27 protein-coding genes are annotated in these 24,937 nt (G+C 72.3%); 19 read left to right on the top strand and 8 right to left on the bottom strand.

What is annotated here, in order from left to right:
• The first annotated feature begins 49 nt into the window (after positions 1 to 49).
• The 6 genes from ACLQ2X_RS09750 to ACLQ2X_RS09725 all read left to right on the top strand — a co-directional run bounded on the left by ACLQ2X_RS09750 (position 50) and on the right by ACLQ2X_RS09725 (position 3,930).
• Positions 50 to 421 carry a PH domain-containing protein gene (locus ACLQ2X_RS09750; RefSeq protein ID WP_425680640.1) on the top strand — a complete coding sequence of 124 codons (372 nt, stop codon included), beginning with the start codon at positions 50 to 52 and terminating at the stop codon, positions 419 to 421.
• A gap of 125 nt (positions 422 to 546) precedes the next feature.
• Entirely contained in the window at positions 547 to 1,278 is a 732-nt protein-coding gene (locus ACLQ2X_RS09745) for a class I SAM-dependent DNA methyltransferase (RefSeq protein WP_425680639.1), read from the top strand.
• A 103-nt stretch (positions 1,279 to 1,381) separates the two neighbouring features.
• Positions 1,382 to 1,876, top strand: coding sequence for a GNAT family N-acetyltransferase (locus tag ACLQ2X_RS09740; protein ID WP_425680638.1), 495 nt, complete (start codon positions 1,382 to 1,384; stop codon positions 1,874 to 1,876).
• 127 nt (positions 1,877 to 2,003) lie between these two features.
• The gene (locus ACLQ2X_RS09735; protein ID WP_425680637.1) at positions 2,004 to 2,363 is read left to right on the top strand and encodes a GntR family transcriptional regulator; all 360 of its coding nucleotides are present in this window, start codon (positions 2,004 to 2,006) and stop codon (positions 2,361 to 2,363) included.
• On the top strand, positions 2,360 to 3,238 hold the full coding sequence (locus tag ACLQ2X_RS09730) for an ATP-binding cassette domain-containing protein (RefSeq protein WP_425680636.1): 879 nt from the start codon (positions 2,360 to 2,362) through the stop codon (positions 3,236 to 3,238). The genes ACLQ2X_RS09735 and ACLQ2X_RS09730 overlap by 4 nt, the downstream gene beginning before the upstream one ends.
• Positions 3,235 to 3,930, top strand: coding sequence for an ABC transporter permease (locus ACLQ2X_RS09725; protein WP_425680635.1), 696 nt, complete (start codon positions 3,235 to 3,237; stop codon positions 3,928 to 3,930). Before ACLQ2X_RS09730 ends, ACLQ2X_RS09725 begins: the two co-directional genes overlap by 4 nt.
• Positions 3,931 to 4,029: 99 nt before the next feature.
• On the opposite strand, the gene ACLQ2X_RS09720 is transcribed toward ACLQ2X_RS09725, so the two are convergent.
• Positions 4,030 to 4,926, bottom strand: a complete 897-nt coding sequence (locus ACLQ2X_RS09720) for a LysR family transcriptional regulator (RefSeq protein WP_425680634.1) — start codon at positions 4,924 to 4,926, stop codon at positions 4,030 to 4,032.
• Positions 4,927 to 5,006: 80 nt separating this feature from the next.
• Here ACLQ2X_RS09720 and ACLQ2X_RS09715 point away from each other — a divergent pair, with 80 nt between their 5' ends.
• From ACLQ2X_RS09715 to ACLQ2X_RS09700, 4 genes are all read left to right on the top strand, one after another.
• Positions 5,007 to 5,819, top strand: a complete 813-nt coding sequence (locus ACLQ2X_RS09715; protein WP_425680633.1) for an NAD(P)-dependent oxidoreductase — start codon at positions 5,007 to 5,009, stop codon at positions 5,817 to 5,819.
• A 10-nt stretch (positions 5,820 to 5,829) separates the two neighbouring features.
• Positions 5,830 to 6,240: a RidA family protein gene (locus tag ACLQ2X_RS09710; protein WP_425680632.1), complete on the top strand. Its 411-nt coding sequence runs from the start codon at positions 5,830 to 5,832 to the stop codon at positions 6,238 to 6,240.
• A 77-nt stretch (positions 6,241 to 6,317) separates the two neighbouring features.
• Entirely contained in the window at positions 6,318 to 6,671 is a 354-nt protein-coding gene (locus ACLQ2X_RS09705; RefSeq protein WP_425680631.1) for a hypothetical protein, read from the top strand.
• A gap of 201 nt (positions 6,672 to 6,872) precedes the next feature.
• Positions 6,873 to 7,322: a hypothetical protein gene (locus ACLQ2X_RS09700; protein WP_425680630.1), complete on the top strand. Its 450-nt coding sequence runs from the start codon at positions 6,873 to 6,875 to the stop codon at positions 7,320 to 7,322.
• 138 nt (positions 7,323 to 7,460) lie between these two features.
• Here the strand turns inward: ACLQ2X_RS09700 and ACLQ2X_RS09695 are convergent, their stop codons facing one another.
• Positions 7,461 to 7,844 (bottom strand): nuclear transport factor 2 family protein, encoded by a 384-nt coding sequence (locus ACLQ2X_RS09695; protein ID WP_425680629.1) that lies wholly within the window; start codon positions 7,842 to 7,844, stop codon positions 7,461 to 7,463.
• Between the two features lie 294 nt (positions 7,845 to 8,138).
• Here ACLQ2X_RS09695 and ACLQ2X_RS09690 point away from each other — a divergent pair, with 294 nt between their 5' ends.
• Positions 8,139 to 8,702 (top strand): DinB family protein, encoded by a 564-nt coding sequence (locus ACLQ2X_RS09690; RefSeq protein ID WP_425680628.1) that lies wholly within the window; start codon positions 8,139 to 8,141, stop codon positions 8,700 to 8,702.
• A gap of 33 nt (positions 8,703 to 8,735) precedes the next feature.
• On the opposite strand, the gene ACLQ2X_RS09685 is transcribed toward ACLQ2X_RS09690, so the two are convergent.
• On the bottom strand, positions 8,736 to 10,046 hold the full coding sequence (locus ACLQ2X_RS09685) for an MFS transporter (protein WP_425680627.1): 1,311 nt from the start codon (positions 10,044 to 10,046) through the stop codon (positions 8,736 to 8,738).
• 199 nt (positions 10,047 to 10,245) lie between these two features.
• Here ACLQ2X_RS09685 and ACLQ2X_RS09680 point away from each other — a divergent pair, with 199 nt between their 5' ends.
• Positions 10,246 to 10,455, top strand: coding sequence for a hypothetical protein (locus ACLQ2X_RS09680; protein ID WP_425680626.1), 210 nt, complete (start codon positions 10,246 to 10,248; stop codon positions 10,453 to 10,455).
• A 124-nt stretch (positions 10,456 to 10,579) separates the two neighbouring features.
• Positions 10,580 to 10,837 (top strand): hypothetical protein, encoded by a 258-nt coding sequence (locus ACLQ2X_RS09675; protein ID WP_425680625.1) that lies wholly within the window; start codon positions 10,580 to 10,582, stop codon positions 10,835 to 10,837.
• 75 nt (positions 10,838 to 10,912) lie between these two features.
• Here the strand turns inward: ACLQ2X_RS09675 and ychF are convergent, their stop codons facing one another.
• From ychF to ACLQ2X_RS09660, 3 genes are read right to left on the bottom strand one after another with little or no spacing between them, the layout of a single operon-like run.
• Positions 10,913 to 11,998 carry a redox-regulated ATPase YchF gene (ychF, locus tag ACLQ2X_RS09670; RefSeq protein WP_425680624.1) on the bottom strand — a complete coding sequence of 362 codons (1,086 nt, stop codon included), beginning with the start codon at positions 11,996 to 11,998 and terminating at the stop codon, positions 10,913 to 10,915.
• 58 nt (positions 11,999 to 12,056) lie between these two features.
• Positions 12,057 to 12,803, bottom strand: a complete 747-nt coding sequence (locus ACLQ2X_RS09665; RefSeq protein ID WP_425680623.1) for a Type 1 glutamine amidotransferase-like domain-containing protein — start codon at positions 12,801 to 12,803, stop codon at positions 12,057 to 12,059.
• A 33-nt stretch (positions 12,804 to 12,836) separates the two neighbouring features.
• A complete protein-coding gene (locus ACLQ2X_RS09660; RefSeq protein WP_425680622.1) occupies positions 12,837 to 13,349 on the bottom strand; it encodes a MarR family winged helix-turn-helix transcriptional regulator in 513 nt (170 codons plus the stop codon).
• A 93-nt stretch (positions 13,350 to 13,442) separates the two neighbouring features.
• On the opposite strand from ACLQ2X_RS09660, the gene ACLQ2X_RS09655 reads away from it, so the two are divergent.
• Positions 13,443 to 14,444 (top strand): EamA family transporter, encoded by a 1,002-nt coding sequence (locus ACLQ2X_RS09655; RefSeq protein ID WP_425680621.1) that lies wholly within the window; start codon positions 13,443 to 13,445, stop codon positions 14,442 to 14,444.
• Here ACLQ2X_RS09655 and ACLQ2X_RS09650 read toward each other — a convergent pair.
• Positions 14,338 to 14,802: a hypothetical protein gene (locus tag ACLQ2X_RS09650; RefSeq protein WP_425680620.1), complete on the bottom strand. Its 465-nt coding sequence runs from the start codon at positions 14,800 to 14,802 to the stop codon at positions 14,338 to 14,340. The two genes, ACLQ2X_RS09655 and ACLQ2X_RS09650, sit on opposite strands and share 107 nt — an antisense overlap.
• Positions 14,803 to 15,044: 242 nt before the next feature.
• Between ACLQ2X_RS09650 and ACLQ2X_RS09645 the strand changes: the two genes are divergently transcribed.
• The 4 genes from ACLQ2X_RS09645 to ACLQ2X_RS09630 all read left to right on the top strand — a co-directional run bounded on the left by ACLQ2X_RS09645 (position 15,045) and on the right by ACLQ2X_RS09630 (position 20,785).
• Positions 15,045 to 16,496, top strand: a complete 1,452-nt coding sequence (locus tag ACLQ2X_RS09645) for an AlkA N-terminal domain-containing protein (protein ID WP_425680619.1) — start codon at positions 15,045 to 15,047, stop codon at positions 16,494 to 16,496.
• Entirely contained in the window at positions 16,493 to 17,005 is a 513-nt protein-coding gene (locus ACLQ2X_RS09640) for a methylated-DNA--[protein]-cysteine S-methyltransferase (RefSeq protein ID WP_425680618.1), read from the top strand. The genes ACLQ2X_RS09645 and ACLQ2X_RS09640 overlap by 4 nt, the downstream gene beginning before the upstream one ends.
• Before the next feature lie 37 nt (positions 17,006 to 17,042).
• On the top strand, positions 17,043 to 18,863 hold the full coding sequence (locus tag ACLQ2X_RS09635) for an ABC transporter ATP-binding protein (RefSeq protein ID WP_425680617.1): 1,821 nt from the start codon (positions 17,043 to 17,045) through the stop codon (positions 18,861 to 18,863).
• Between the two features lie 89 nt (positions 18,864 to 18,952).
• Positions 18,953 to 20,785 (top strand): ABC transporter ATP-binding protein, encoded by a 1,833-nt coding sequence (locus tag ACLQ2X_RS09630; protein WP_425680748.1) that lies wholly within the window; start codon positions 18,953 to 18,955, stop codon positions 20,783 to 20,785.
• Between the two features lie 3 nt (positions 20,786 to 20,788).
• Here the strand turns inward: ACLQ2X_RS09630 and ACLQ2X_RS09625 are convergent, their stop codons facing one another.
• A complete protein-coding gene (locus tag ACLQ2X_RS09625; RefSeq protein WP_425680616.1) occupies positions 20,789 to 22,255 on the bottom strand; it encodes a hypothetical protein in 1,467 nt (488 codons plus the stop codon).
• A gap of 117 nt (positions 22,256 to 22,372) precedes the next feature.
• Between ACLQ2X_RS09625 and valS the strand changes: the two genes are divergently transcribed.
• Positions 22,373 to 24,937: a valine--tRNA ligase gene (gene valS, locus ACLQ2X_RS09620; protein ID WP_425680615.1), complete on the top strand. Its 2,565-nt coding sequence runs from the start codon at positions 22,373 to 22,375 to the stop codon at positions 24,935 to 24,937.

Genomic DNA, 24,937 nt, shown 5'->3' with positions numbered 1-24,937 from the left:
GGCCGTGCGGAGCGACAAGAGCTGGCGCGTCCCGCCTACCATCGGGCGCATGTCTGGCCCGACGTACGACCGCAAGGAACAGTTCCAGCAGATCCAGAGCGGCCTGCTGCCCGGTGAGCAGATCATCGCCGTCTACGACGCGGTGGGCGCCGGCACCGGCTTCATCGGCCTGACCGACCGGCGGGTGATCATCCAGGACCGCTCGTTCGTCGGCAAGCGGTACGCCATCACCAGCATCCCGTACTCGAAGATCACCAGTGTGAGCGTGGTGAGCAACAAGTCGTGGGGCGGCTCCTTCTTCTCCACCGGGTCGATCGCCGTGCACGTCGGCGCGCACACCTACGAGGTGGAGTTCCGGGGCGCGGACAAGAGCCACCACGTGCACAACGTGATCCTCCACCAGATCTCCCGGCCGAACTGACACGCTCGCCGCCATGCGGGGGCGAGTCGCGCGCGTACGGGCCTGGCGGGCCACCGATCGACGGGCTGCGCGCCCGCTGAGGTAATCCGGTTGTCGCCAGGAAGGGCGACTGGTCTGCTGGTGCAATGTCAGTCTTCGATGATCCCGGCCTGTTCGGCCGACTCTGGGCCGCCACCTACGACGGCCCGGGCAATCCCGACCCGGGCCCGGCGGTCGACTTCCTCGCCCCGCTGGCCGACGGCGGTCCGGTGCTCGAACTGGCGATCGGCACCGGCCGGGTGGCGCTGCCGCTGGCCGCCCGCGGCCTCGCCGTGGAGGGCGTCGAGGCGTCCCCGGAGATGGTGGCGCACCTGCGCACCAAGCCGGGCGGCGCGGACCTGCCGGTGACCATCGGCGACATGGCCGACGTCCCGGTGACCGGGCCGTACCGTCTGGTCTTCCTGGTGTTCAACACGCTGTTCAACCTGGTCTCCGAGGAGCGCCAGGCGGCGTGCTTCCGCAACGTCGCCCGGGTGCTCGCGCCCGGCGGGGCGTTCGTCATCGAGACCTTCGTGCCCGACCCGGCCGGCTTCGACCGGGACGAGCAGGTCCAGGTACGGCAGGTGACCGAGAACTCGGCCACCATCCGCCTGCACCAGTACGACCGGGCGGCGCAGACGTTCGTGCGGCAGACCGTCACGTTCGACACCTCGGGCGTGCATCTGAAGCCGTTCGCCATGCGTTACGCCTGGCCGGAGCAGGTCGACGAGCTGGCGGAGCGGGCCGGGTTGCGGCTGGCCGAGCGGTACGCCGACTGGCACCGGACGCCGTTCGACGCGGACAGTCCCGCACACATCTCGATCTACCGGCGGCCGTAGCGGTCACCCGGCGAGTGCGACCGGGGCACCACGTCCCGGTCCTCGCCCGCCCGACTACGCTGACGCTGCCGCAGTGCGCGTCCGTCCTGGTCAGGAGGTCCCGATGACCGTCACCGTCACCGCGATGGACGACTCGCACGCCGACGCCGTGCTGGAGATCTACCGGCTCGGCATCGCCGAGGGGAACGCCACGTTCGAGACCGAGACGCCCAGTTGGGCGCGGTTCACCGCCGGGCGGCTGCCGGGCCACCGGTGGGTGGCCCTCGACGAGGCGGGCGGGGTGCTCGGTTGGGTGGGCTGCTCGGCGGTCTCCGACCGCTGTGCCTACGCCGGGGTGGTCGAACACTCCGTGTACGTGCATCCGCAGGCTCGGGGTCGCGGGGTCGGCCGGGCCCTGCTGGATGCGCTCATCGCCTCCACCGAGGCGGCCGGGATCTGGACCATCCAGTCCGGCATCTTCCCGGAGAACACCGCGAGCCTGGCGCTGCACGCCGCGTGCGGGTTCCGGGTGGTCGGCACCCGGGAGCGGGTGGGCCGGCACCACGGCGTCTGGCGCGACGTGACGCTTGTCGAACGCCGCAGCCCGCACATCACCTGACCTGCGCCCCTTCTCCCCCTTCCGCCCTCCTCTGGCGATCGGGCGGTCACGCGTGTCCGAACGCGCTTGACGCGCGGGCCCTCTGGTGGCATGGTTACCTACATGAGTAACGAACCGAAGAAGCGGGATGGATGACGGTCGGCCGATCTTCGTCCAGATCGCCGAGCTGATCGAAAACTCGATCATCGACGGGACGCTCGCGGAAGAGACCCAGGTGCCGTCCACGAACGAACTGGCGGCGTTTCACCGGATCAATCCGGCGACCGCCGCCAAGGGGATCAACCGCTTGGTCGATGACGGAATTCTCTACAAACGCCGGGGGATCGGAATGTTCGTGGCAACGGGGGCCAGCGAAAGGCTCCGAGAGCGTCGCCGGCTCGACTTCGCCAACCAGTACGTGCGTCCCCTCATCGAGGAGGCCAGCAAGTTGGGCATCGGCACCGAAGAGCTGAAGAAGCTCATCGAGACATGGGAGGAACAACGATGAGCGTCGTGGCGACCACCGGCCTCACGAAGCGGTTCGGCGACGTGACCGCTCTCGACAACGTCACCTTCACGCTGACGGAAAACAAGATCTACGGCCTGCTCGGCCGCAACGGCGCCGGCAAGACGACGCTGATGCAGCTGATCACCGGCCAGCAGGGCGGCGCCAGCGGCGACCTCACGGTGTTCGGGGAGCGCCCGTACGAGAACGAGCGGGCGCTGTCCCAGGTGGCCTTCATCAAGGAGAGCCAGACCTACCCCGCCGCCTACCAGGTCCGGCACGTCCTGAGCCTGGCGGGCCGGCTGTTCCCCAACTGGGACGAGGACTTCGCGCAGTCCCTGGTGGACGATTTCGACCTGCCACGCAGGCGCAACGTGCGCAAGCTGTCCCGGGGCATGACGTCCGCGCTTGGCGTGACGATCGGCCTGGCCGCGCGGGCGCCGCTGACGTTCTTCGACGAGCCGTACCTCGGTCTCGACGCGGTCGCCCGGCAGCTCTTCTACGACCGGCTGCTGGCCGACTACGCCGAGAACCCGCGCACGGTCGTGCTCTCCACGCACCTCATCGACGAGGTGGCCGACCTGATCGAGCACGTGCTGCTGCTCGACCACGGCAAGCTGCTGCTCGACGCGTCAAGCGAGGACCTGCGCGGCGAGGTGATGGAGGCGTCCGGCCCCGCCGAGGCGGTGGACGAGTTCGCCACCGCGCACGCGGTGCTGCACCGCGAGCAACTCGGCCGCACCGCCCGGACCACACTGCGCGGGGCGTTCGACAACGCCGAACGGATGCGCGCCAAGAAGCTCGGCATCGACCTGGCGCCGGTGTCGCTCCAGCAGGCCGTCGTGCGCCTGACCACGGAAAGGACGAACGCCCGATGACTCGCATCCTCGACGCCGCCCGGATGCACACCGTCGCCTGGCTCGGCCAACTGGCTTGGCCCTGGGCAATCATGGGCCTCTCCCTCGGCATCAACATCCTGATCTTCGCCGCCATCGACTCAGCGGCGCCGGGCAAGAACACCACAGGCGGCCTGGCCAGCCTCTACATCGTCTGCGCGATCGTCGCCGCCGCCTCGATCAGCCAGGTGTTCCCGTTCGCGCTCGGCATGGGCGTCACCCGGCGCACCTTCTATCTGGCCACCGTGCTCGTCAACGTGGTGCAGGCGGTCGTCTACGGCGTCCTGCTCTACCTGCTCAACCTGGTCGAGGGCGCCACCGACGGCTTCGGCACCCAGTTGCGGTTCTTCCGGGCACCGTACATCGACGTCGACAACGGACTGTTGCAGATCGCCGTCTACGCGGTGCCGTTCCTATGCCTGAACTTCCTCAGCATCTTCACCGCCGTCTGGTACGTCAGGTTCGGCATGAACGGGCTGTTCGCCGCCGGTGCGGCCATGATCCTGGGGTCCGGCCTGCTCGTCGCACTGATCATCTGGCAGGGCTGGTTCGGTGACATCTGGCAGTGGCTGAGCAGCCAGCACCAGGCCAGCCTGCTGGTGGGATGGCCCGCCCTGGTGGCCGCGGTGGCGGCGCTCGGAGGCATGGTGGCCATCCGACGGGCCAACGCCTGACCGTGCCCAGGCACGACCGCCGGCCCGCCTCGCGCGGGCCGGCGGTCGTGGCCTGTGTGGACTGGGCCGTCAGATCCCATCGGGGAGTCGGCCGGGCCGTCAGCCGAGGCGGCGTCCCGCCGCCCGCAGGTGGTCGAGGAAACGCGTGACCGCCGATGACGGTGTCCTGCCCCGCACCGTTGCCGCGAAGACCCGCCGCACCGACTCGTCCTCCGGATGCAGACGTAGCAGGGCGATGTCCGGCGGCGTTCCGCGTACCGCCAGGGCGGGAACCAGGGCCACCCCCAACCCGGCGGCGACGCACCCCAGCTTGCCGGTCCACTCGGCCGCGACGATGTCGACACGTGGGGTGAAGCCGCTGGGCAGGCTCGCGCGGAGCAGGGTGTTCTCCGCGGTGGTCGAGCCCACGACGAATGCGTCCTCCGCGAGGTCCGCCAGTCGCACCGTGCGGCGGCGCGCGAGCCGGTGGTCGCGCGCGACCGCGACCAGAAGCCGCTCGTCGAGCAGATGCCGCAGGTCGAAGCGCTCGCGGTCCAGCTCGCTCGTGGGTGAGGTGCTGACCACTGCCACGTCCGCCTCGTCCGCGAGCAGTCGCTCCAGCAGCCGCGGCGTCACGCCCTCGACCAGCGACAGCGAGATCTGTGGGTACGCCGAGCGCATCGATGCCATCGCCCGGGGCACGAGCGCCGCGACCGCGGTCGGGAAGGCACCCACCCGCAGTCGCCCCCGCCCGAGTTCACGCAGCTCGGTGAGGTCACGCCGGGCCTCGGCGAGCCGGTTGACGACCGCTTCGGCGTGCGGGAGCAGCCCGCGCCCCTCCTCGGTGAGGGCGACGCCGCGGGGCAGCCGGTCGAAGAGCTTCGCGCCGATCTCGGCCTCGAGCGCGGCGATCTGGCGGGAGACAGCCGACTGGGTGAAGCTCAACGCGCGGGCGGCGGTCGTGATGGAGCCGTGCTCCGCGACGGTGCGGAACACCTCCAGCAGCTGGGTTTCCACGACTGACATGCTAACGACGCATGGCATCCATGCCGGACATTCGCTGGTGGCATCGCCTGCGCCGCTCTAGCGTTGCCGGCATGGAGATCATCGCGGTTCTCGGCACCGGCCACATGGGTGCGCCGATCGCGCGCCGCCTCCTCGCGGGCGGTCACCGGGTCAGGGTGTGGAATCGCAGCCCGGCGCGCGCGGGGAAGCTGACCACCAACGGCGCGACGGTGGCCGCGACCCCGGGCGCCGCGGCGGACGGCGCCGGCGTCGCCATCGTCATGCTCACCGACGCCCGTGCGGTCGAGGCGGTGCTGTTCGGGCCGGACGGCGCCGCCGCCGCGTTGCGGCCCGGGGCGGTCGTGGTGCAGATGTCGACAGTCGGGCCCGACGAGATCCGGGCGGTAGCCGATCGCCTCCCGGCGGGCGTCTCGTTGCTCGACGCCCCCGTCGGCGGCAGTGTCGACGCCGCCGAGACCGGCACGTTGCGGATCTTCGCCGGCGGCTCCGCTGACGCCGTGGCGAACGCGGCTCCCCTACTGCGGCAACTCGGTTCGATCCGGCACTGCGGCCCGATCGGGGCCGGCGCGGCCGTCAAGCTCGTCGCGAACACGGGCCTGGTGACCGCTGTCGCCGGCCTGCACGACGCGCTTGCCGTCGCCGCGGCGCTCGGCGTCGACCGGCAGAGCGCCCTCGAGATCCTCGGCGGTGGACCCCTCGCCGGCGCGGTCAAACGGGTCGGAGCGTCGGGCAGTTCGTTCGCGGTCGCGCTGGCGGCGAAGGACGCGCGGCTGGCGCTGCGCCTCTCGACGTCGCCTCCGATGCTCAAGGCCGCGCTCGACCTGATGCAGGCCGCGCCCGACCAGGACGCGGACCTCTCCTCCCTCGTCCCGCCGACGTCATGAAGGAACTCCGATGAAGCCCACCCTGGACAACCCCGCATCCGTCGCGGCCCCGTTCGGCGACCGCTTCGCCCACGTCGCCCGAATCGATGTCGGCGGCGGCGCGCTCCTGATGCTCGCCGGACAGGTCGCCGTCGACGACGACGGCGAGGTCGTCGCCCCCGGAGACCCCGGCGCTCAGGCCGAACGGATCTTCGAGATCGTCGGCGGTGTGCTCGCCGCGCACGGCGCCGGCCTCGACGACGTGCTGCACGTCCGGACGTTCATGACGGATCTCGCGGATCTTCCGGCGTACGGGGCCGTCCGGCGCCGTCTCTTCCCCGGCACGCCACCGCCGGCGAGCACGACAGTCGAGGTCAGCAAGCTCTTCCTGCCCGGCGCTGTGCTCGAAGTCGAGGTCACGGCGGTGGTTCGCGCGCGTTAGGGACCGGTAGGCGGGGGCGCCACCACGGCGTCCGCCGGGACGGTTTTCCCATCGACTCAGCGGGCACACAGCGACGTATGCAGAAGCCCGTCAGCCTCCGGTCACTCCTCCCCGATGACCTGCCCGTGCTGGAACGGCTCTGGCAGCTGTACCGGCACGACCTTTCCGAGTTTCGCGGCATGCTGCCGGACGTGACGGGCCTGTTCGCTCCCGGACGCCTGCCGCACCACCTCCATGACACGAACACCGCCGGCTACCTCATTCGTCGGGACGAAAACCCGGTGGGCTTCGCGTTCGTGTCCGGCGTGACTGTCGCACCGCTGCGCATCGTCGAGTTCTTCGTCGTGCGAGCCGTCCGCCGCAGCGGCGTCGGAAGCAGCGCGCTGTTCCCGGCAAGCCGCATCTTCCTCCGGACACCTGGCTGCTGCTGACCACCTGACGCGGCCCTGTGGTCTGCCGCGCCATGCGGACGCCGCACTCGCAGGCCGGCCATGGTTGGCCCGGCTCCAGGATCGGCCATCCGCCCACGGTGTCGCGATCGCCGGCCACCGCCGGCGTCGAGGTGACCTCCACCAGATACATCGGACGATGGTAGCGACGTCGAACCACACCGATGGTGGCATCATCGTGCCGTGGAGCACCCGGACGAACTCGACGACAACTGGCTCAACGGGGAGGAAGTCACCTGTCCGGAGTGCCACGAACGCCTCTACCGTCTCGATCACTCACCGCTGCTGGACTGCTACTTCCTCTATTGCGACGGCTGCCCGATGCGGGTGGATGTCAGTTGGTACGACGGCACCTGTATCGCCATCGCGGATGCGCTCCCTGCCCGAGACGGGCACTATGCCGCGCTGATGGACGCGCTTGAAGCACGACTACGACGCTGTGACTGCGGCGGGCGGTTCCGGGACTCTGCTCCTCGGCGCTGCCACCGGTGCTCCGCCGTCCTGATGGCCATCAGTGCGCCCTCCGGCGTCGATGTCTGGCCAGGCTGGTGGACGGACGAGACGGACACCGGCTCCCTGGAAGAGGAGTTCACCGCCAGGTACTTCCGCACGGAGGACCTCTGGAAGCACTGACGGCCTCAGCCGGCTCGCCCTCCGCCGGCTGGTACGCGACACTCGTCCGCCAACTGATGGGCGACCCTCAGGGTGTGGAGCGCGGCCAGATCCGGTAGTCCCCTCTGCGCAGGGAAGGAGTCGAGTGGTGGGTCGGGGTCAGGCCACGATCTCGGTCGCCTGTGACCAGACGACAGTCCACGTGCCGTCACGCTTTTCATAGTGGTCGGTGTGCCACGCGCTCAGCTCCACCTCGTCGTCGGCAACTCCCACACTCAACCGGATGCGCGCGATGTAGCGAAGGACGATGAGGTCCGGCGACGCGCGCACCGAGATTGACGAAGAGGGCTCGAAATCGAGGTACTCAAGGCGCTTGGACGCCACATCGCCGAGGTACGTCGCCTTCGTGTGCGTTCTTCCGGCCGGCGTGATGAGCTCGTAGTCGTCGGCGTGGATTCGTTCGGCTGCGGCCATGTCTCTCTCGACGAGAGACCGGAGGCGGGATCGCTCGAGCGCCAGGACCTCGGCCACGTCGTCGTTCATGACGACGTTCTACATGATCCTCGCCCTGCGGGAGCGGAGTGTCGCCTGCCTCCCTCGATCAGTCGGTCATCACGGCCGTCGAGCGGCTGGGGCAGGAGAACGCGACCCTGGTCCTGTCGACGTACGGGCACCTGATGCCGGCCCCGGAGGAGCGCACCCGGCGGGCGGTCGATGAGGCCGCGCCGCCGTTGACTCGTCTTGCCCATACATCAGGCACGGACCGGGCACGCGACAGGCAATGACCTGGTGCCCGCGAGGCCGTAGCCAGGTATCCGTTGCCTGTAGGGTGCGGAAGTGACCAGAAGCGAGCAGCTCTCGGAGCAGGTGGACTGGTACTGGCGCAAGAACCTGCGGCCACGGCTGGACGGTCTCACCGACGAGGAGTACTTCTGGGAGCCGGTGCGCGGCTGCTGGAGCATCCGCCCGCGGGGCACCTCGGCCGCACCGATGTCGGACGGTTCGGGGGAATGGACGATGGACTACGTGTTCCCTGGCCCGGTGCCGGCGCCGGTGACCACGATTGCCTGGCGGCTGGCGCACATCATCGTCTCGTGTCTGGGCTATCGGGTCGGATGGTACTTCGGCGGCCAGGACGTCGACTCCGAGACATTCGCCTACGCGGGGACCGCTGACGAGGCGCTGAGACAGCTCGATGAGATGTACGGGAAATGGAACGCGGGGGTTCGCGACCTCTCGGACGCCGACCTGGAAAGTCCGCCCACGATTGGTCCCGAGCGGTTTTCCATGGAGAACAGAATCCTGCACGTCAACAGGGAGCTGATCCATCACGGAGCCGAGATTTCCCTGCTGCGCGACCTCTACCGCTGGCGGGACGGAACCATACCGCGCCTGAAATGACTTTCCGGCGGCCGGCGATCGAGCTTCGGAGAGCTACGTGCGGGTCTGCTGCGATGCGTCGTACCGCCACAGGTGCGGCACCGCCCGGATGATGCCCGCCACGGCGAGGATGGTGAGCGCTCCACCCACCGAGATCGCCACGCGTGTCCCCCAGGCCGCGCCGGCCACGCCGTGCAGGACGTTACCGATCTGCGGACCGCCCACCGTGACCACGATCATCGAGCCCTCGATCCGGCCGCGCAGCCTGTCGTCGGTGTGCGCCTGACTGATGGCCCGCCGGAACATGCTGAGCACGAAATTCGCCCCTCCACCGACCACCAGCGCCGCGGCGGCGAGCCACAGGTGGGGTGTCAGCCCCAGCAGAACGACCGTCAAACCCCAGACGGCGGCGGCGGACACCAGCAGCGCACCGTGCCGCCGGGCGCGGGTGAACACGCCCGACACCATCCCGACCGCGAACACTCCCGCCGGGTAGCTGGCGTAGAGCACGCCGAGCTCGAACCCACCTCCGGTCGCGCCGCCGAACTCGCGCTCGGCCAGTTCCGGGTAGAGCACCCACGGTGAACCGAACACCATCGCGGCCAGGTCCACCCCGATCAGCGCCACAAGCAGCGGCCGGGAGAAGAGGTAGCGGAACCCGTCCAGCAGCCGGGGGACCATCGGCCGGCGGGTCTGCGCGGGCGCGGGCACCGGTGGGAGTCGGGGCAGCCGGAACACCGACCAGATGACCAGCAACAGCGCCAACGTGTCCAACAGGTACAAGGTGTCAAGTCCCACCACCGGGATCAACGCCCCGGCCAGCAGCGGCCCCACGATCGACCCGGCATACCGGACCAGCGCGCTCAAGCCGTTCGCGGCGGCCAGCAGTTCCGCCGGCACCACGCGCGGCACGGCCGCCCCCATCGTCGCCATGACGGTCCCGTAGCTGAGACCCTGGCACGCGACCAGCGCCATCAGCACCGGCACCGACAGCAGATCCAGTGCCGCCTGGGCCCACAGCCCCGCATACGTCAGCGCCAGGCAACCGTGTGTGACCAGGAGCAGCCGACGACGGTCCGTGGCATCGGCGAGGGCACCGCCCCACAGCGCCGAGACCACCAACGCGACCAGCGAGACCGCCGCCGAGACCCCGACAGTCGCGGACGAGCCGGTCAAGGTGAACAGTTGCGTGGGAACGGCGAGCACACCGAACGAACCACCCACCGCGGCGACCAGCGACGCGACCCACAGCCGGCGGTACGCGGGGATCGCCAACGGACGCCGGTCCACCAGGTACGCGCCCCGCTTGCGCCCCTCGGCGCCCTCACTGACGCTGCCGGTTCCGGCCGTCGTCGGCGCTCCCATACTCCACACTCCCCAGTGGCTCGTGACCGGCGGTGGCCGGCGCCGACGATGCTGGGCCTTGTCCCTGGGGAAAGGTCCAGCACCGACGAGGGTCCGCCAGGCGCGCATCCCGACGAAGATCACGCTGGGTCCGGGTTCCGCGTGCCGCTGATCTGCTTGCCGCTGGGGCCGGTGGTCGGCGTGTCGTAGCCTCGACGGCATGAAGGCGGTGCTGGTGTCGCTGGTGGTGTTGGCGGTGGTGGTGCTCGCGGTCCTTGTCGTCGTGAGCCGGCGAGACCGGAGGCGGGTCTCGTCGGGGGAGGATCCGGCGGCGCTCCAGGACGGCCGCGCCGACCAGCAACGACACGAGACGGAGCGCCACGTCGCCTCCGGCATCACCACGAGGCATCACAATCCCCCCAGCATGTGAGCAGGTAGGGCGTCGGGCCGTGGCGACACCCTCCGGGTGCCGAACGTCGACGGGTGGCTGATTTGCCGACGTTCGATGTTGTCGTGGGCCCCATCTGCGCCCCAGCCGCTTCTACCCTCGGCTCATGCCGCAACCGCGTTTCCAGATGGTGATCTCCCATGTTTTCCGCTTCACGGGACGCCCTGTGATCGTGTCCGGCCCTTGTGGTCCGACCGGGCTGCGCCAAGGCGATCTGGTAGAGGTTCTGCATGACGGCAAGGCCGTGGCTACCACCCGCGCCTTTGTTGAGCTGCACTCGCATCCCGGCACCGCGTCGCTCGTACTGCCGGACCTGGCGGGGACCGACGTCCAGCCAGGCCATGCCCTTCGAGCGGCAGGATGACGCTGACATCGACAGCACTGGCGGACCGTGCCCCAGAGCGGGGAAACATCCTCCTGCCCGCGGAAACGGGCGGATTCAGACGTTGAAGCGGAACTCGACCACGTCGCCGTCCTGCATCACGTACTCCTTGCCCTCGATCCGGACCTTGCCGGCGGCCTTCGCCGCCGCCATCGATCCGGCCGCGACCAGGTCGGCGTAGGAGACCACCTCGGCCTTGATGAAGCCGCGCTGGAAGTCGCTGTGGATCACCCCGGCGGCCTCCGGCGCGGTCGCGCCGACCGGGACGGTCCAGGCCCGCGCCTCCTTGGGGCCGGCGGTCAGGTACGTCTGGAGCCCGAGCGTGCGGAAACCCACGCGGACGAGCTGGTCCAGGCCCGGCTCGGACTGCCCGATCGACTCCAGCAGCTCGCGGGCCTCCTCCTCGGGCAGGTCCACCAGCTCGGATTCGATCTTCGCGTCCATGAAGATCGCCTCGGCGGGCGCGACCAGGCCGCGCAGTTCGTCGAGGAACTCGGCGTTGCCCAGCTCGGCCTCGTCGACGTTGAAGACGTAGAGGAACGGCTTGGTGGTGAGCAGGTGCAGCTCGCGCAGGTGTTCCAGTTCGACCTTCGCGGCGGCGGCGCCCGCGTACAGGGTGACGCCGCCGTCGAGGACCTCGACCGCCTTCTTCGCGGCCTCGACGGCGGCGGCCCGGTCCTTGCGGAGCTTGGCCTCCTTCTCCAGTCGGGGCAGCGCCTTCTCCAGCGTCTGGATGTCGGCGAGGATCAGCTCGGTGTTGATCGTCTCGATGTCGTCGGCCGGGGAGATCTTGCCGTCGACGTGCACCACGTTGGGGTCGGAGAAGGCGCGCACCACCTGGCAGATCGCCGAGGCGTCGCGGATGTTGGCCAGGAACGCGTTGCCCCGGCCCTGCCCCTTGGAGGCGCCCCGGACCAGCCCGGCGATGTCGACGAACGAGACCGGCGCGGGCAGCACCTTCTGCGAGGAGAAGATCTCGGCCAGCTTGCCCAGCCGGTCGTCGGGCAGCCCGACCACGCCGACGTTCGGCTCGATGGTGGCGAACGGGTAGTTCGCGGCGAGCACGTTGTTCTTGGTCAGCGCGTTGAACAGGGTGCTCTTGCCCACGTTGGGCAGGCCGACGATGCCGATGGTGAGACTCACGACGAACGAGCTTACGCGGTTGACCGCCGCACCCGGGCAGGTAGGTCCGCGAAGCGGGTCACCGCGGCTCGGCGGTCAGCAGGCGCGGCTCGATCCGGGTCTCCCGCACGGTGCCGTCCTCGTCGCGGACCAGCTCGTAGGCGGCCACGCCGGGGCGGTCCGCCACCGCCTCGACCAGGCGGGTGCCGCGGTAGACCAACCCGACGCCGTCGTCGGTGCAGTGGCTGGTGGGCAGCGTCCCGTTGCCGACCAGCTCGTGCATCACCGGTCGCCGCTGTTCCTCGCTGTCGTAGTGCACGCCGTTGCCGTACGGCAGCCAGCCGAGCGCGTCGGTGAACGGGCGCAGCGTCGGCCCGTAGCTGTCGGTGGATCCGCCGAGGTGCCAGCAGATCGAGCCGGCGGAGACGCCGCCGAGCACCACCCCGGCCTGCCAGCACTCGTGCAGGATCTCCGGCAGGCCGTGCACCCGCCATGCCGCGCACAGGTTGGCCACGCTGCCCCCGCCGACCCAGACGATGTCCTGGGCGAGCAGGTGGGCGCGGATGTCCTCGACGTTCGGCATCGGGAACAGCGCCAGGTGGGAGGCGCGGAAGCGGGTGCCGGCGAAGGCGCCGTGGAAGGCGGCGAAGGACGTCGGTTGGTCACCGGTGGCCTGGCCGAGGTAGCAGATCCGGGGCGAGTCGCCGGCCCCGGCCAACTCGGCCATCAGGTCGAACAGCGGGGTCGGCCGCGCGTCCCAGGGGCCGCGGCGCCCGCTGGCGAAACCCATGCTGGTGGCGACGATGGTCGGTTCGGTGGCGGGCATGGGCGTCCTTCCGGCCGGTGGTGGTGGTGTCGATCATTGTGCCCCGTCCGGTGGCTCGGCCGCAGCCGCCGCGAGCAGGGTGCGCAGGAGGTCGGCCAGCCGGTCCTGGTCGGCGGCGGGCAGCGCGTCGATGAGTCGTCGCTGCACGGCGAGCCCCGCCTCGGCCGCCTCGTCGACCACCCGGCGACCGTCGTCGGTGAGGCTGACCCGCAGGGCCCGCCGGTCGGCCGGGTCCGGCGCACGGCGGACCAGGCCGGCCCGCTCCAGCCGGTCGAGGCGGCCGGTCATCCCGCCGGAGGTGAGCATCAGCGAGGCGGCGAGCGCCTTCGGTGCCAGCGTGCACGGCGAGCCGGACCGGCGCAGCGCGGCCAGCACATCGAACTCACCCCGGCCGATGCCCCAGTCGGCGTACACCTTCTCCTGTCGATCGCCGACCAGGCGGGCCAGCCGGTAGATCCGGCCGAACACGGCCATCGGCTCGGGCCGGAGGTCGGGTCGCTCACGCCGCCACTGCTCGACGATCAGGTCCACCTCGTCGCTCGTCACGGCTGCCGATTGTGCCGCACGTCGCACTTCCCCTTTCACTCGACGCTAATTAGCTTGAGCCTAAGATACTTATCTTCAAGGGAAGAGGTAGGGATGACCCGCCGCTGGACCGATGTCACGCTCACCGCCGTCGCGCCGGTCACCTGGGGCACCACCTACCTGGTGACCGCCGAACTGCTCCCGCCCGACCGGCCGCTCTGGGCGGGGGCGATCCGCGCGCTGCCGGCCGGCCTGCTGCTGCTCGCCCTGACCCGGCAGCGTCCGCACGGCGTCTGGTGGGGGCGGGCCGCGCTGCTCGGCGCGCTGAACATCGGCGTGTTCTTCCCGCTGCTCTTCCTCGCCGCGTACCGACTGCCCGGCGGCACCGCCGCCGTGCTCGGGGCCGCCGGGCCGCTGCTTGTCGCGCTGCTCACCGTCGCGCTGCTGCGGGAGCGACTCAGCCGGCCGGCGCTGGTCGCCGCGGTCGTCGCGCCGGCCGGGGTGGCCCTGGTGGTGCTGCGGCCGGGCGCCGGCCTCGACCCGCTCGGCGTCCTCGCCGGCCTCGCCGGCACCGCCGCGATGTCCACCGGACTGGTGCTCACCCGCCGCTGGGGCCGGCCGCCCGGCGCCGGCCCGCTCGCCGCGACCAGCTGGCAGCTCGTCGCCGGCGGCCTGATGATCGCGCCGGTCGCCGGCGCGGTCGAGGGCGCGCCACCCGCCCCGGACGGCCCGGCCCTGCTCGGGTACGCGTGGCTCGGGCTGGTCGGCACCGCCCTGGCGTACGTGCTGTTCTTCCGGGGCGCGGTGCGACTGCCGGCCGCCCGGGTCTCGGTGCTCGGCGCGCTCAGCCCGCTCACCGCCGCGAGCCTCGGCTGGTTGCTCCTCGACCAGGCCCTCGACCCGCTCCAGCTCGCCGGTTTCGCGGTGGCGATCGGCGCCATGGTGCTCGCCCAACTGCCGGACCAGACGGTCGACGGCGATCGCCCCGGTCGCCCCGGCCGGCGCACGGTCAGCCGGCCCGCAGTCGGCGCCAACTCTCCGGCCGGGGCTCGACGGCCACGCCCTCGGGCAGCGCGCCGGTGGGCAGGTGCGCCGCGGCCGCGAGCGGCAGCGTGAACCGGTGCGCGGCTGCCGGCCCCGCCTCCGCCGACCGGTCGAGCAGCCACCGCACCTCGTCGGCGGTCCAGCCCAGGGCGGGCCGGGCGGCGATCTCCCGCACCAGCCGCAGGCCGACCCGGGTGTCGTCGTCGTAGAACCGCATGCACCAGTGATGCGCCCACATGCCGAGCGCGCGCAGCCCTTCCGGGTCGAGCGAGCCGGCCAGCCGACCGCACGCGGTGTCCGCGAAGGGTCGACCGGGGTCGTCGGCGCGGTCCCGTTCGATGGCCCCGTAGGCAGCCGGCGCCACCACCCGCATCCGGTCGTAGAAGCCCTGCACCACCCGGGCGTCCAGCGGTGAGCGGTCCGCTCGCATCAGCGGACACCCCGCCCGGCCACGCTCGCCATGCTCCGCACCTCTTCTTGAGTTGGTGGCGGGACGGTACCGACCACTTACGACACTTTTTCGGCTCTCCCGACAAGATCCGCCCAACCTCGCCGGGGTGGCGGCATCCACGCAGCGCCGATCCCGCCACCTCGCCGAGCTGGTGGAACTGGTGCCCGTCACGTCCGAATTCCGCCAGCCCCGGGTCGGGCCGGCGAGGCAGGATCGAGGGCATGGAGCTGGACTTCGAGCGGTGCTACCGAGCCGTCGACAGCCGTGACCAGCGGTTCGACGGCTGGTTCTACACCGGCGTGACCTCGACCGGCATCTACTGTCGGCCGTCCTGTCCGGCGATCACACCCAAGCGGCAGAACGTCCGGTTCTTTCCGTCGGCCGCCGCCGCCCAGGGGGCCGGGCTGCGCGCCTGTCGCCGGTGCCGGCCGGACGCGGCGCCGGGCTCGCCGCAGTGGGACGTCCGGGCCGACGTGGTCGGCCGCGCGATGCGGCTGATCGCCGACGGGGTGGTCGACCGGGACGGGGTGCCCGGCCTGGCCGGCCGCCTCGGCTACACCGAGCGGCACCTGCACCGGATGCTCCAGGCCGAGCTGGGCGCGGGCCCGTTGGCACTGGCCCGGGCACAGCGCGCGCAGACCGCCCGGGTCCTCATCGAGACCACCGACCTCGGCCTGGCCGAGATCGCCTTCGCCGCCGGTTTCGGCAGCGTGCGGCAGTTCAACGCCACGGTCCGCGAGATCTACGGGGCAGCCCCCTCCGAGCTGAGGGCGGGGCACACCGGGCGGGCGGCGGCCGGCGGGGCGGGCACCCTCACGCTGCGGCTGGCCTATCGGCCGCCGCTGCACCCCGGCGCCCTGCTGGATTTCCTCGCGTTGCGCGCGTTGCCCGGCGTCGAGATGGTCCGCGACGGCACCTACCACCGCGGGCTGCGCCTGCCGCACGGTCCGGCCACCGTCGGGTTGACCCCGTCGGACGGGCACGTGGCCGCCACGCTGCGGCTGGCCGACATGCGGGATCTGGCTCCCGCGGTGGCCCGCTGCCGCCGACTGCTCGATCTGGACGCCGACCCGGTCGCGGTGGACGCCACCCTGGCCGCCGACCCGGCGCTGGCGCAGCTCGTCACCGCCGAGCCCGGTGTCCGGCTCCCGCACGCGGTCGACGGCTTCGAGTTGGCCGTCCGCGCCGTCGCCACCCAGCAGGTGTCGGTGCGCTCGGCCCGGACCACGCTCACCCACCTGCTCGCCGCCACCCGATCCCCCGACGACACGGGCGCCGACGAGCGCGCGGGCGGCCTGCGGGCGTTCCCCAGCGCCGAGGCGGTGCTGGCGGCCCCGGACACCGCGTTCCGGATGCCGGGCGCGCGGCGGGACACGATCCGGGCGCTGGCCCGTGCCGTCGCCGGCGGCGAGCTCAACCTGGAACCCGGCGCTGACCGGGAGGAGGCGCTCCGGCGACTGGACGCGGTGCCCGGCGTCGGGCCGTGGACCACCGGCTACCTGGCCATCCGCGCATTCGGCGACCCCGACGTCGCCCTCACCACCGACCTGGGCGTACGCCGGGGCGCAGCCGCCCTCGGCCTACCCCGCGACCCGAAGACCCTGCTCGCGCACGCGGAACGCTGGCGTCCCTGGCGGTCCTACGCGACGATCCGACTCTGGAGAGCGGCATGAACACCCTGGACAGCACCGTCATCGACACCCCCGCCGGCCCGTTGAGCGTGCTCGCCGGCTCCGACGGGGCGGTACGCGCGGCCGGCTTCACTGCCGACCCGGCTGCTCTGGTGCCGTTGACCCATCTCAGCCTTCGCGGCGACCTGCGGGAGCGGGCCGACCTCGGTCCGGTGACCGCCGCCGTGCGGGCCTACCTCGACGGTGACCTGTCCGCGATCGACGCGGTGCCGGTGCAGCAGCACAGCAGTGGCATCTTCCTGACGCACGCCTGGCGGGTCCTGCGCGACGTCAAACCGGGCGACCCGGTGACCTACACCGGGTTCGCCGCGCTGGCCGGGCGACCGGCGGCGATCCGGGCCGCCGCGGCGGCCTGCGCCCGTAACGCCGCGGCCCTCTTCGTGCCCTGTCACCGGGTGCTGCGCACCGACGGCACGCTCGGCGGCTACCGCTGGGGGCTCGACGTGAAGAAGTGGCTTCTCGGGCATGAGGGACGGGTGACAGCTAGCTGACAGCCACACCGGGCTCCCGTGCCGCTACCGTCGGGTAGTGCCCGCGTCCAGCGACGGCAATCCCGCGGCGCAGACCGCCGCCCGGTCCCGGCCGCTGCGCAACCTCTGGCGGCTGCGCCCCTACCTGCGCCCGTACGCGACGGAGTTCGCCTGGCTGCTGGTCGCGGCGCTGACCGCCACCGCGGCGAGCCTGGCCGTCCCGCTGGTGGTGCAACGGGTGGTGGACGGGCCGGTGGCCCGACACGACGAGGCCGGCCTGCTGCGCCTCGGCGCTCTCGCGCTGCTGCTCGGCGTCGCCGAGGCGGTCCTCATCTTCATCCGTCGCTGGACCCAGTCGTCGTCCTCGGTGGGCATGGAGGCGGCCATCCGCGCCGACATCTACGCCCACCTGCAACGGCTCCCGATCGGTTTCCACGACCGGTGGCAGTCCGGCCAACTCCTGTCCCGGATCACCAGCGACCTGTCGGTGATCCGGCGGTTCCTCTCCTTCGGGTTGCTCTTCCTGGTGCTCAACCTGGTCACCTACGCCGCCGTGGTGGTGTTGCTGATCCGGCTGCATCCCTGGCTGGGGCTGCTGGTGGGGGCCAGCGCCGTCCCGCTGTTCCTGATCAGCCGCCGCTTCGCCCGGCACTACCACGCGGCGTCGCGCCGGATGCAGGACCAACAGGGCGACGTCGCCACCCTGGTCGAGGAGACCGCCCAGGGGCTGCGCACCATGCGGGCGTACGGGCGAGGACCGGAACTGGCCGCCCGGTTCGGCGCCGGCGCCCGCCGACTGCACGACACCGGGATCGGCAAGGCCCGCCTGCTGGCCCGCACGTCCGCCCTGTTCGACCTGGTGCCCAACCTGACCCTCGGCGCGGTCCTGGTGGCCGGTGCGGCGGCCGTCGCCGAGGGCGCGCTGACCATCGGGGAGTTGGTCGCCTTCGTCAGCCTCCAGCTCATGCTGATCTGGCCGGTGCAGTCGCTGGGTTGGATCATCGCGAACGGCCAGGAGGCGGCCACCGCCGCCGACCGGATCCAGGAGGTGCTCGACAGCCCGCCGACAATCGTCGACGCCCCGCACGCCCAGTCGTTGGCCCGGGGCGGGGTACGCGCCCGGCTCCGTTTCGAGGGGGTGGGTTTCCGCTACCCCGGCAGCGCCACACCGGTGCTGCGCGGTCTGGACCTGACCGTCGAGCCGGGCGAGACGATGGCGCTCGTCGGCGCGACCGGCAGCGGCAAGAGCACGCTGCTGTCGCTGGTCCCCCGGCTGCACGACGTCACCGGCGGCCGGATCACCCTGGACGGGCACGACCTGCGCGACCTGCGCCTGGACTCGCTGCGCCGGCTGGTCGGGGTGGCCTTCGAGGAGCCGACGCTGTTCTCCATGTCGGTCCGGGAGAACCTGACCCTCGGCCGGTCGGACGCGGGCGAGGACGAGATCCGGGCCGCGTTGGCGCTGGCCCAGGCGGAGTTCGCGTACGAACTGCCGTGGGGGCTGGCCACCCGGGTCGGTGAGCAGGGGCTGTCGCTCTCCGGCGGGCAGCGGCAGCGCCTGGCGCTGGCCCGGGCGGTGCTCGGTCGACCGGCGCTGCTGGTTCTCGACGATCCGCTGTCCGCCCTCGACGTGCACACCGAGGCGCTGGTCGAGGCGGCCCTGCGCCGGGTGCTGCGGGCCACCGCCACCACCACGCTCCTGGTGGTGCACCGCCCGTCCACGGTGGCCCTGGCCGACCGGGTGGCGTTGCTGGAGGGCGGACGGATCGTCGCCGTCGGCACCCACTCGGAACTGCTGGCCGGGGTCCCGGCCTACCGGGCGGTGCTCTCCGCCGAACCGGACCGCCGCTCCGGCCGCATCGGTCTGGTGCGCTCGTGACCGGGCGCGTGCCGCGGGTGCCCCGCCCGCGCGGCGTGTCCGATCCCGGCCCGTCGCCGGACGGCGGCGCGGAACCGGGCGACGCCGACCTGTCGTGGTGGCGGGGGCAGGCCACCGACCCGGACGCCGACCGCAGCCGGGCCGAGGACTCGTCGCCGGAGGCGGTGCGCCGGCTGCGCGTCCGCAGCCGGCTCCTGCTGCGCGAACTGCTCCGCCCGCACCGGCGTCCCCTCGGGCTGGCGGTGGCAGTGCTGCTGGCCCAGAACGCCGCCGCGATGTCCGGCCCGTACCTGGTCATGCTCGGCATCGACCGCGGCATCGGGCCGCTGCGGGCCGGCGACCCGGGCCCGCTGGTCGCGGTCGCCGCCGCGTTCGTCGTCGCCGCCGGCATCGAGTACGCGGCCCGGCGCGCGTTCCTCGGCCTGGCCGCCCGGATCGGCCAGGCCGTCCTGCTGGACCTGCGACGGCGGGTGTACGCGCACTTCCTGCGCCTCGACGTCGGCTTTCACGAGCGGTACACGTCCGGCCGGATGGTGTCCCGGCTCACCAGCGACCTGGAGTCGATCGCCGAGCTGGTCGACGGCGGCATCGACAAGCTGGTCATGGCCGGGCTGTCGGTGCTGTCGGTGGCGGGCATCCTGCTCTGGCTGGATCTGCCGCTGGCCGCGGTCACCCTGCTCGCCTTCCCGTTCCTGGTGGTGCTGTCCCGCTGGTTCGCCCGCGCCTCGGCCGGGGCGTACCGTCGCACCCGGGAGGCCGTGGCGCTGGTCATCGTGCACTTCGTGGAGTCGCTGCGGGGCATCCGGGCGGTGCAGGCCTACCGGCGGGAGCCCCGCAACCGGCGCATCTTCGCCGCCGTGAACGACGACTACCGCCAGGCCAGCCTGCGGGCGTTCCGGCTGATCGCCGTCTACTCGCCGGGCATCCGGCTGATCGGCAACCTGACCGCCGCGGTGGTGCTCGGCTACGGCGGCTGGCGGGTGCTGGGCGGCCGGACCGAGGTCGGCGTGCTGGCCGCGTTCCTGCTGTACCTGCGCCGGTTCTTCGAGCCGATGGAGGAGCTGAGCCAGTTCTACAACTCGCTCCAGTCGGCGACCGCCGCGCTGGAGAAGCTGGCCGGGGTGCTGGACGAACGTCCGGCGGTGGCCGAGCCGGCGCGGCCGGTGCCGCTGCCCGCCGGGCCGCCGCGCGGCGCGGTGGTGTTCCGGTCGGTCTCCTTCGGCTACCGGCGGGACACCCCGATCCTCGCCGGCCTGGAGCTGACCGTGCCGGCCGGGCAGACGGTGGCGTTGATCGGGCCGACCGGCGCCGGGAAGTCCACCGTCGCCAAGCTGCTGGCCCGCTTCCACGACCCGGAGACCGGGTCGGTGCGCCTGGACGGCGTGGACCTGCGCGACCTGGCCGACGCCGAGCTGCGTCGGGCGGTGGCGCTGGTGACCCAGGAGACCCACCTGTTCAGCGGCTCGGTCGCGGAGAACATCAGGTTCGGCCGCCCGGACGCCGACGACGAGGCGGTGGTGGCGGCGGCCCGGGCCATCGGCGCGCACGACTTCGTCGCCGCGCTGCCCGACGGATACGCCACCGACGTGCACCGGCGCGGCGGCCGGCTCTCCGCCGGGCAGCGGCAACTTGTCGCGTTCGCCCGGGCGTTCCTGGCCGACCCCCGGGTGCTGATCCTCGACGAGGCGACCTCGTCGCTCGACGTGCCCACCGAACGTGTGGTGCAGCGGGCGCTGCACCACGTCCTACGTGACCGGACCGCCCTGGTCATCGCCCACCGGCTGTCCACCGTGGAGACCGCCGACCGGGTGCTGGTGCTCGACGGCGGACGGGTCGTGGAGGACGGCCCGCCGGCCCAACTCGTCACCGCCGGCGGCCGCTACGCCGCCCTGCACCGGCAGTGGCGCGACTCCCTGCGCTGACAGTCATCCGGCGGCCCGGTCGAGGTGCGGGCTCTTCGCGGCGGCCCCGGGACCCTCGGGAGGCCGGCGGGACGCGGCCAGGCCCATGGCGAAGAGCAACACGAGGAGCAGACCGCACATCCCCAGGACGGCCGGCAGGGCCAGGAAGCGGCTGACGCTGTAAGCCGTCATCAGGGCCGGGGCCAGGGCCACGGCGGACACCGTCATCGCGGCCGCCCCGGTCGCCAGCACGGCGGCCGTCCGCCCGGGCTCCGGGTGGAGGTCGTCCGACGGGTCGGCGGCAGCCAGCACCAGACCGGCCCCGATCGCCAGGCCGGCGCCGATCGCCGAGATCAGGGGCACCAGCAGCTCGGGATAATCGGGCCACCGGGAAAGCACCGTCCGGATGCCGATCACCATCGCCAACACGGCCAGGAAGACGCCGGCCGCGTCCCACGGCAACACCCGGGGCGCCAGCCGGGCCAGCGCGATGCCGGCGCCGACCGCCACGGCGGCGGCCAGCGCGACCGGATACGCCTGCTGCGGCTGGCTGTAGAAGGACACCTGCAACCCGTGGAAGAGCAGCGGGCCGGCCGCGAAGCCGAGCACCACCCACCGCGCACCGGCGGCCTGTCCGATGTGGCGGGCGTAGCCGAACAGGAAGATCCCGCACAGCACGGCGATGACGATCGGAAGGAAGTACATGAGGTCGCCGGCGGACCCGGGCCGGCTCAGCCCGCCCGTCCCGCTCCGGAACGCCTCGCCCACAAGCGACCTGACCAGGAACCCGAACAGGAGCAGCACGACCGTGACGGTGACGGCGATCGGCGGGCCGATCCGGAACCGCCAGGCCGAAGGGTGCCTGTCGGACCGCTCCAGGTGCGCGAGCACCGCGGCGACGACGACCGCGAGCACGCTGACGCCGATCTGGACCGACCAGGAGGCGCCGATGCCGACGCCGGCCCCCTCTCCCGCCAACCGGAACAGGTCCTGTACCGCCGGGTGGAGGACCAGGCCGGCGGCGAGTGCGGCGGCGACCACCCAACGTCGCGGCGGCCCGAGCCGGGCCAGCGCGGACAGCGCACCGCCGAGCACCAGCGCCGCCGCGACCGCCATGACGGACAGCGCCAGCATCTGCTCGGCCGACAGGCCCCCGCCCCGGATCATGCTTCCGATCCCGAGACTGGAGATCATCTGCGCGGCCAGGTAGTCGAGCGCCAGCCCGGCGACCACCACCGGCCAGCCGGGCAGCCGGTCGGTGACGGCGACGGCGGTCAGGAGCACGGCGAGCAACCCGCCCACGGCCACCGCGACGAGTGTGTGTCCGATCCGGGACGACACGCCCGGGTCGTTGCGGGCGAAATCGACAAGGCTCACCTGACGGGCCACCGCGAGGCCGCGGGTCCCGAAGTAGGCCCCCGTCAGCAGTGCGGCGAGCGCGGCGGCGACGGTGCCGGCAACGGTCGATGTCCGTACAGGCCGGTCCATCATGGCGCATCCCCCATCGTCGTCGACGGTGCGATCTTGTCACAGCCGGGAAAGGCCGGCACGCCGCCGAGCACGGCAAAATTGTGGAGCGGCGGGGCCCCGGCTGCCTACCATCGGCTGATGACCGACACGACGAGGAACGCCCGCGGCGGTGTCCCCGAACGTCCGAGCCTGGACGGCATCGAGGAGACCTGGGCCCGCCGCTGGCAGTCCGACGGCACGTATACGTTCGACCGCACGAAGGAGCGGTCGGACGTATACGCCATCGACACTCCCCCGCCGACCGTGTCGGGCGAGCTGCACATGGGGCACGTCTTCTCGTACACGCACACCGACACGACGGCCCGGTTCCAGCGGATGCGCGGACGGACCGTCTTCTACCCGATGGGCTGGGACGACAACGGGCTGCCCACCGAACGCCGGGTGCAGAACGTGTACGGCGTGCGCCCCGACCCGGCGTTGCCGTACGACAGGCACTGGCGTCCGCCGGCCGCCCCGGTGGACGACGCGGCCCGGAAGAACCCGACCGCGATCTCCCGCCGCAACTTCATCGAGCTGTGCGAACTGCTGACGGTGGAGGACGAGAAGGCGTTCGAGGAACTGTGGCGGCGGCTCGGGTTGTCGGTGGACTGGTCGTTGACGTACACCACGATCGGGTCGGCGGCCCGGGCCACCAGCCAGCGCGCGTTCCTGCGCAACCTGGCCCGGGGCGAGGCGTACCAGGCGCAGGCGCCGACGCTGTGGGACGTCGGGTTCGGCACCGCGGTGGCGCAGGCGGAGCTGGAGGACCGGGAGCGGCCGGGGGCGTACCACCGGCTGCGGTTCACCGGGCCGGACGGCCGCGAGGTGCTCATCGACACCACCCGGCCGGAGCTGCTGCCGGCGTGCGTGGCGCTGGTCTGCCACCCGGACGACGAGCGGTACGCGGGCCTGGTCGGCGCGGCTGTGCGTACGCCGGTCTTCGGGGTCCGGGTGCCGGTGCGCGCGCACCCGCTGGCGGACCCGGCCAAGGGCACGGGCATCGCGATGGTGTGCACCTTCGGCGACCTGACGGACGTGACCTGGTGGCGGGAGCTGCGCCTGGACACCCGGGTGGTGATCGGCCGGGACGGGCGGCTGCTGCCGGAGCCGCCGGCCGGCGTGCCGGCGGGGCCCTACGCGGCGGTGGCCGGGCAGACCGTCAACGGCGCCCGGCGCACGCTCGTGCAGTTGCTGGCCGACGCGGGTGACCTGGTCGGCGAACCGCGTCCGATCACCCACCCGGTGAAGTTCTACGAGCGCGGCGACCGGCCGCTGGAGATCGTCTCGACCCGGCAGTGGTATCTGCGCAACGGCGGCCGGGACACCGGCCTGCGGGAGGAGTTGCTGGCCCGGGGGCGGGAGCTGCGCTGGGTGCCGGAGCACATGCGGCACCGCTACGAGCACTGGGTCGGCGGCCTCACCGGCGACTGGCTGGTCAGCCGGCAGCGGTTCTTCGGCGTGCCGGTGCCGGTGTGGTACCGGCTCGACGACACTGGCGAGCCGGACTGGTCCCAGCCTCTCACACCGGATGAGGCGATACTCCCGGTCGACCCGACGAGCGAGCCGCCGCCCGGCTACCAGGAATCGCAGCGCGGCGAGCCGGGCGGTTTCGCCGGCGACCCGGACGTGCTGGACACCTGGGCCACCTCGTCCCTGACCCCGCAGATCGTCGGTGGGTGGGAGACCGACCCGGACCTGTTCTCCCGGGTCTTCCCGATGGACCTGCGCCCGCAGGGGCACGACATCATCCGGACGTGGCTGTTCGCCACCGTGGCCCGCGCGCACCTGGAACACGGCACCCTGCCCTGGGCCACGGCGGTGCTCTCCGGCTGGATCCTCGACCCGGATCGCAAGAAGATGTCCAAGTCCAAGGGGAACGTGGTCACGCCGATGGGGTTGCTCACCGAGTACGGCTCGGACGCGGTCCGCTACTGGGCCGCCAACGGCCGGCCCGGCACCGACCTGGCCTTCGACCCGGCGCAGGTGAAGGTGGGGCGGCGGCTCGCCACGAAACTGCTCAACGCGTCCCGGTTCGTGCTCGGGCCGGGCGCCGCCGACGCGCTGCGGGCCCCCGTCACCGCACCGCTGGACACCTCGATGCTCGCCGAACTGTCCGCCGTGGTCGCCACCGCGACCGCCGCGCTCGACGGGTACGACCACACGGCCGCCCTGGTGGCCACGGAGTCGTTCTTCTGGCGGTTCTGCGACGACTACATCGAGTTGGTGAAGGAACGCGCCTACGGCGCCGGGCCGGCGGCGGAGTCGGCGCGGGCGGCGCTGGCGACCGCGCTGTCGGTGCAGTTGCGGCTGTTCGCACCGGTGCTGCCGTTCGTCACCGAGGAGGTGTGGTCGTGGTGGCGGCACGGCTCGGTGCACCGCGCGACCTGGCCCACCACCCATGAGGTGGGCCAGGCGATGGCGGCGCCGGGCGACCCGGGGCTGCTGCGGTTGGCCGCGGACGCGCTGGGGCAGGTCCGACGGGCCAAGTCGGAGCGGAAACTGTCGATGCGGGCGGAGGTGCCGTTGGCCGAGGCGCTCGGCCCGGCGGCCCTGCTGGACCAGCTCGCCACCGTCGCCGACGACCTGCGCTCGGCGGGCCGGATCGGCAAGCTGGACCTGCTGCCCGACCGCACCACGGAACTGGTCGTCGCCTGCGCGTTCTGA

Source organism: Micromonospora sp. DT31, assembly GCF_049841795.1.
Lineage (GTDB): Bacteria > Actinomycetota > Actinomycetes > Mycobacteriales > Micromonosporaceae > Micromonospora.
Note: the sequence above shows the minus strand (reverse complement) of the source record. Positions and strands in the feature narration are given on the sequence as shown.

Bases quoted from the DNA above. Each gene is read 5' to 3' on its own strand.
- ACLQ2X_RS09750 (WP_425680640.1), top strand. From the start codon at position 50: ATGTCTGGCCCGACGTACGACCGCAAGGAACAGTTCCAGCAGATCCAG.
- ACLQ2X_RS09745 (WP_425680639.1), top strand. From the start codon at position 547: ATGTCAGTCTTCGATGATCCCGGCCTGTTCGGCCGACTCTGGGCCGCC.
- ACLQ2X_RS09740 (WP_425680638.1), top strand. From the start codon at position 1,382: ATGACCGTCACCGTCACCGCGATGGACGACTCGCACGCCGACGCCGTG.
- ACLQ2X_RS09735 (WP_425680637.1), top strand. From the start codon at position 2,004: ATGGATGACGGTCGGCCGATCTTCGTCCAGATCGCCGAGCTGATCGAA.
- ACLQ2X_RS09730 (WP_425680636.1), top strand. From the start codon at position 2,360: ATGAGCGTCGTGGCGACCACCGGCCTCACGAAGCGGTTCGGCGACGTG.
- ACLQ2X_RS09725 (WP_425680635.1), top strand. From the start codon at position 3,235: ATGACTCGCATCCTCGACGCCGCCCGGATGCACACCGTCGCCTGGCTC.
- ACLQ2X_RS09715 (WP_425680633.1), top strand. From the start codon at position 5,007: ATGGAGATCATCGCGGTTCTCGGCACCGGCCACATGGGTGCGCCGATC.
- ACLQ2X_RS09710 (WP_425680632.1), top strand. From the start codon at position 5,830: ATGAAGCCCACCCTGGACAACCCCGCATCCGTCGCGGCCCCGTTCGGC.
- ACLQ2X_RS09705 (WP_425680631.1), top strand. From the start codon at position 6,318: ATGCAGAAGCCCGTCAGCCTCCGGTCACTCCTCCCCGATGACCTGCCC.
- ACLQ2X_RS09695 (WP_425680629.1), bottom strand. From the start codon at position 7,844: ATGAACGACGACGTGGCCGAGGTCCTGGCGCTCGAGCGATCCCGCCTC.
- ACLQ2X_RS09685 (WP_425680627.1), bottom strand. From the start codon at position 10,046: ATGGGAGCGCCGACGACGGCCGGAACCGGCAGCGTCAGTGAGGGCGCC.
- ACLQ2X_RS09680 (WP_425680626.1), top strand. From the start codon at position 10,246: ATGAAGGCGGTGCTGGTGTCGCTGGTGGTGTTGGCGGTGGTGGTGCTC.
- ACLQ2X_RS09675 (WP_425680625.1), top strand. From the start codon at position 10,580: ATGCCGCAACCGCGTTTCCAGATGGTGATCTCCCATGTTTTCCGCTTC.
- ACLQ2X_RS09665 (WP_425680623.1), bottom strand. From the start codon at position 12,803: ATGCCCGCCACCGAACCGACCATCGTCGCCACCAGCATGGGTTTCGCC.
- ACLQ2X_RS09655 (WP_425680621.1), top strand. From the start codon at position 13,443: ATGACCCGCCGCTGGACCGATGTCACGCTCACCGCCGTCGCGCCGGTC.
- ACLQ2X_RS09650 (WP_425680620.1), bottom strand. From the start codon at position 14,802: ATGCGAGCGGACCGCTCACCGCTGGACGCCCGGGTGGTGCAGGGCTTC.
- ACLQ2X_RS09645 (WP_425680619.1), top strand. From the start codon at position 15,045: ATGGAGCTGGACTTCGAGCGGTGCTACCGAGCCGTCGACAGCCGTGAC.
- ACLQ2X_RS09640 (WP_425680618.1), top strand. From the start codon at position 16,493: ATGAACACCCTGGACAGCACCGTCATCGACACCCCCGCCGGCCCGTTG.
- ACLQ2X_RS09625 (WP_425680616.1), bottom strand. From the start codon at position 22,255: ATGATGGACCGGCCTGTACGGACATCGACCGTTGCCGGCACCGTCGCC.
- valS (WP_425680615.1), top strand. From the start codon at position 22,373: ATGACCGACACGACGAGGAACGCCCGCGGCGGTGTCCCCGAACGTCCG.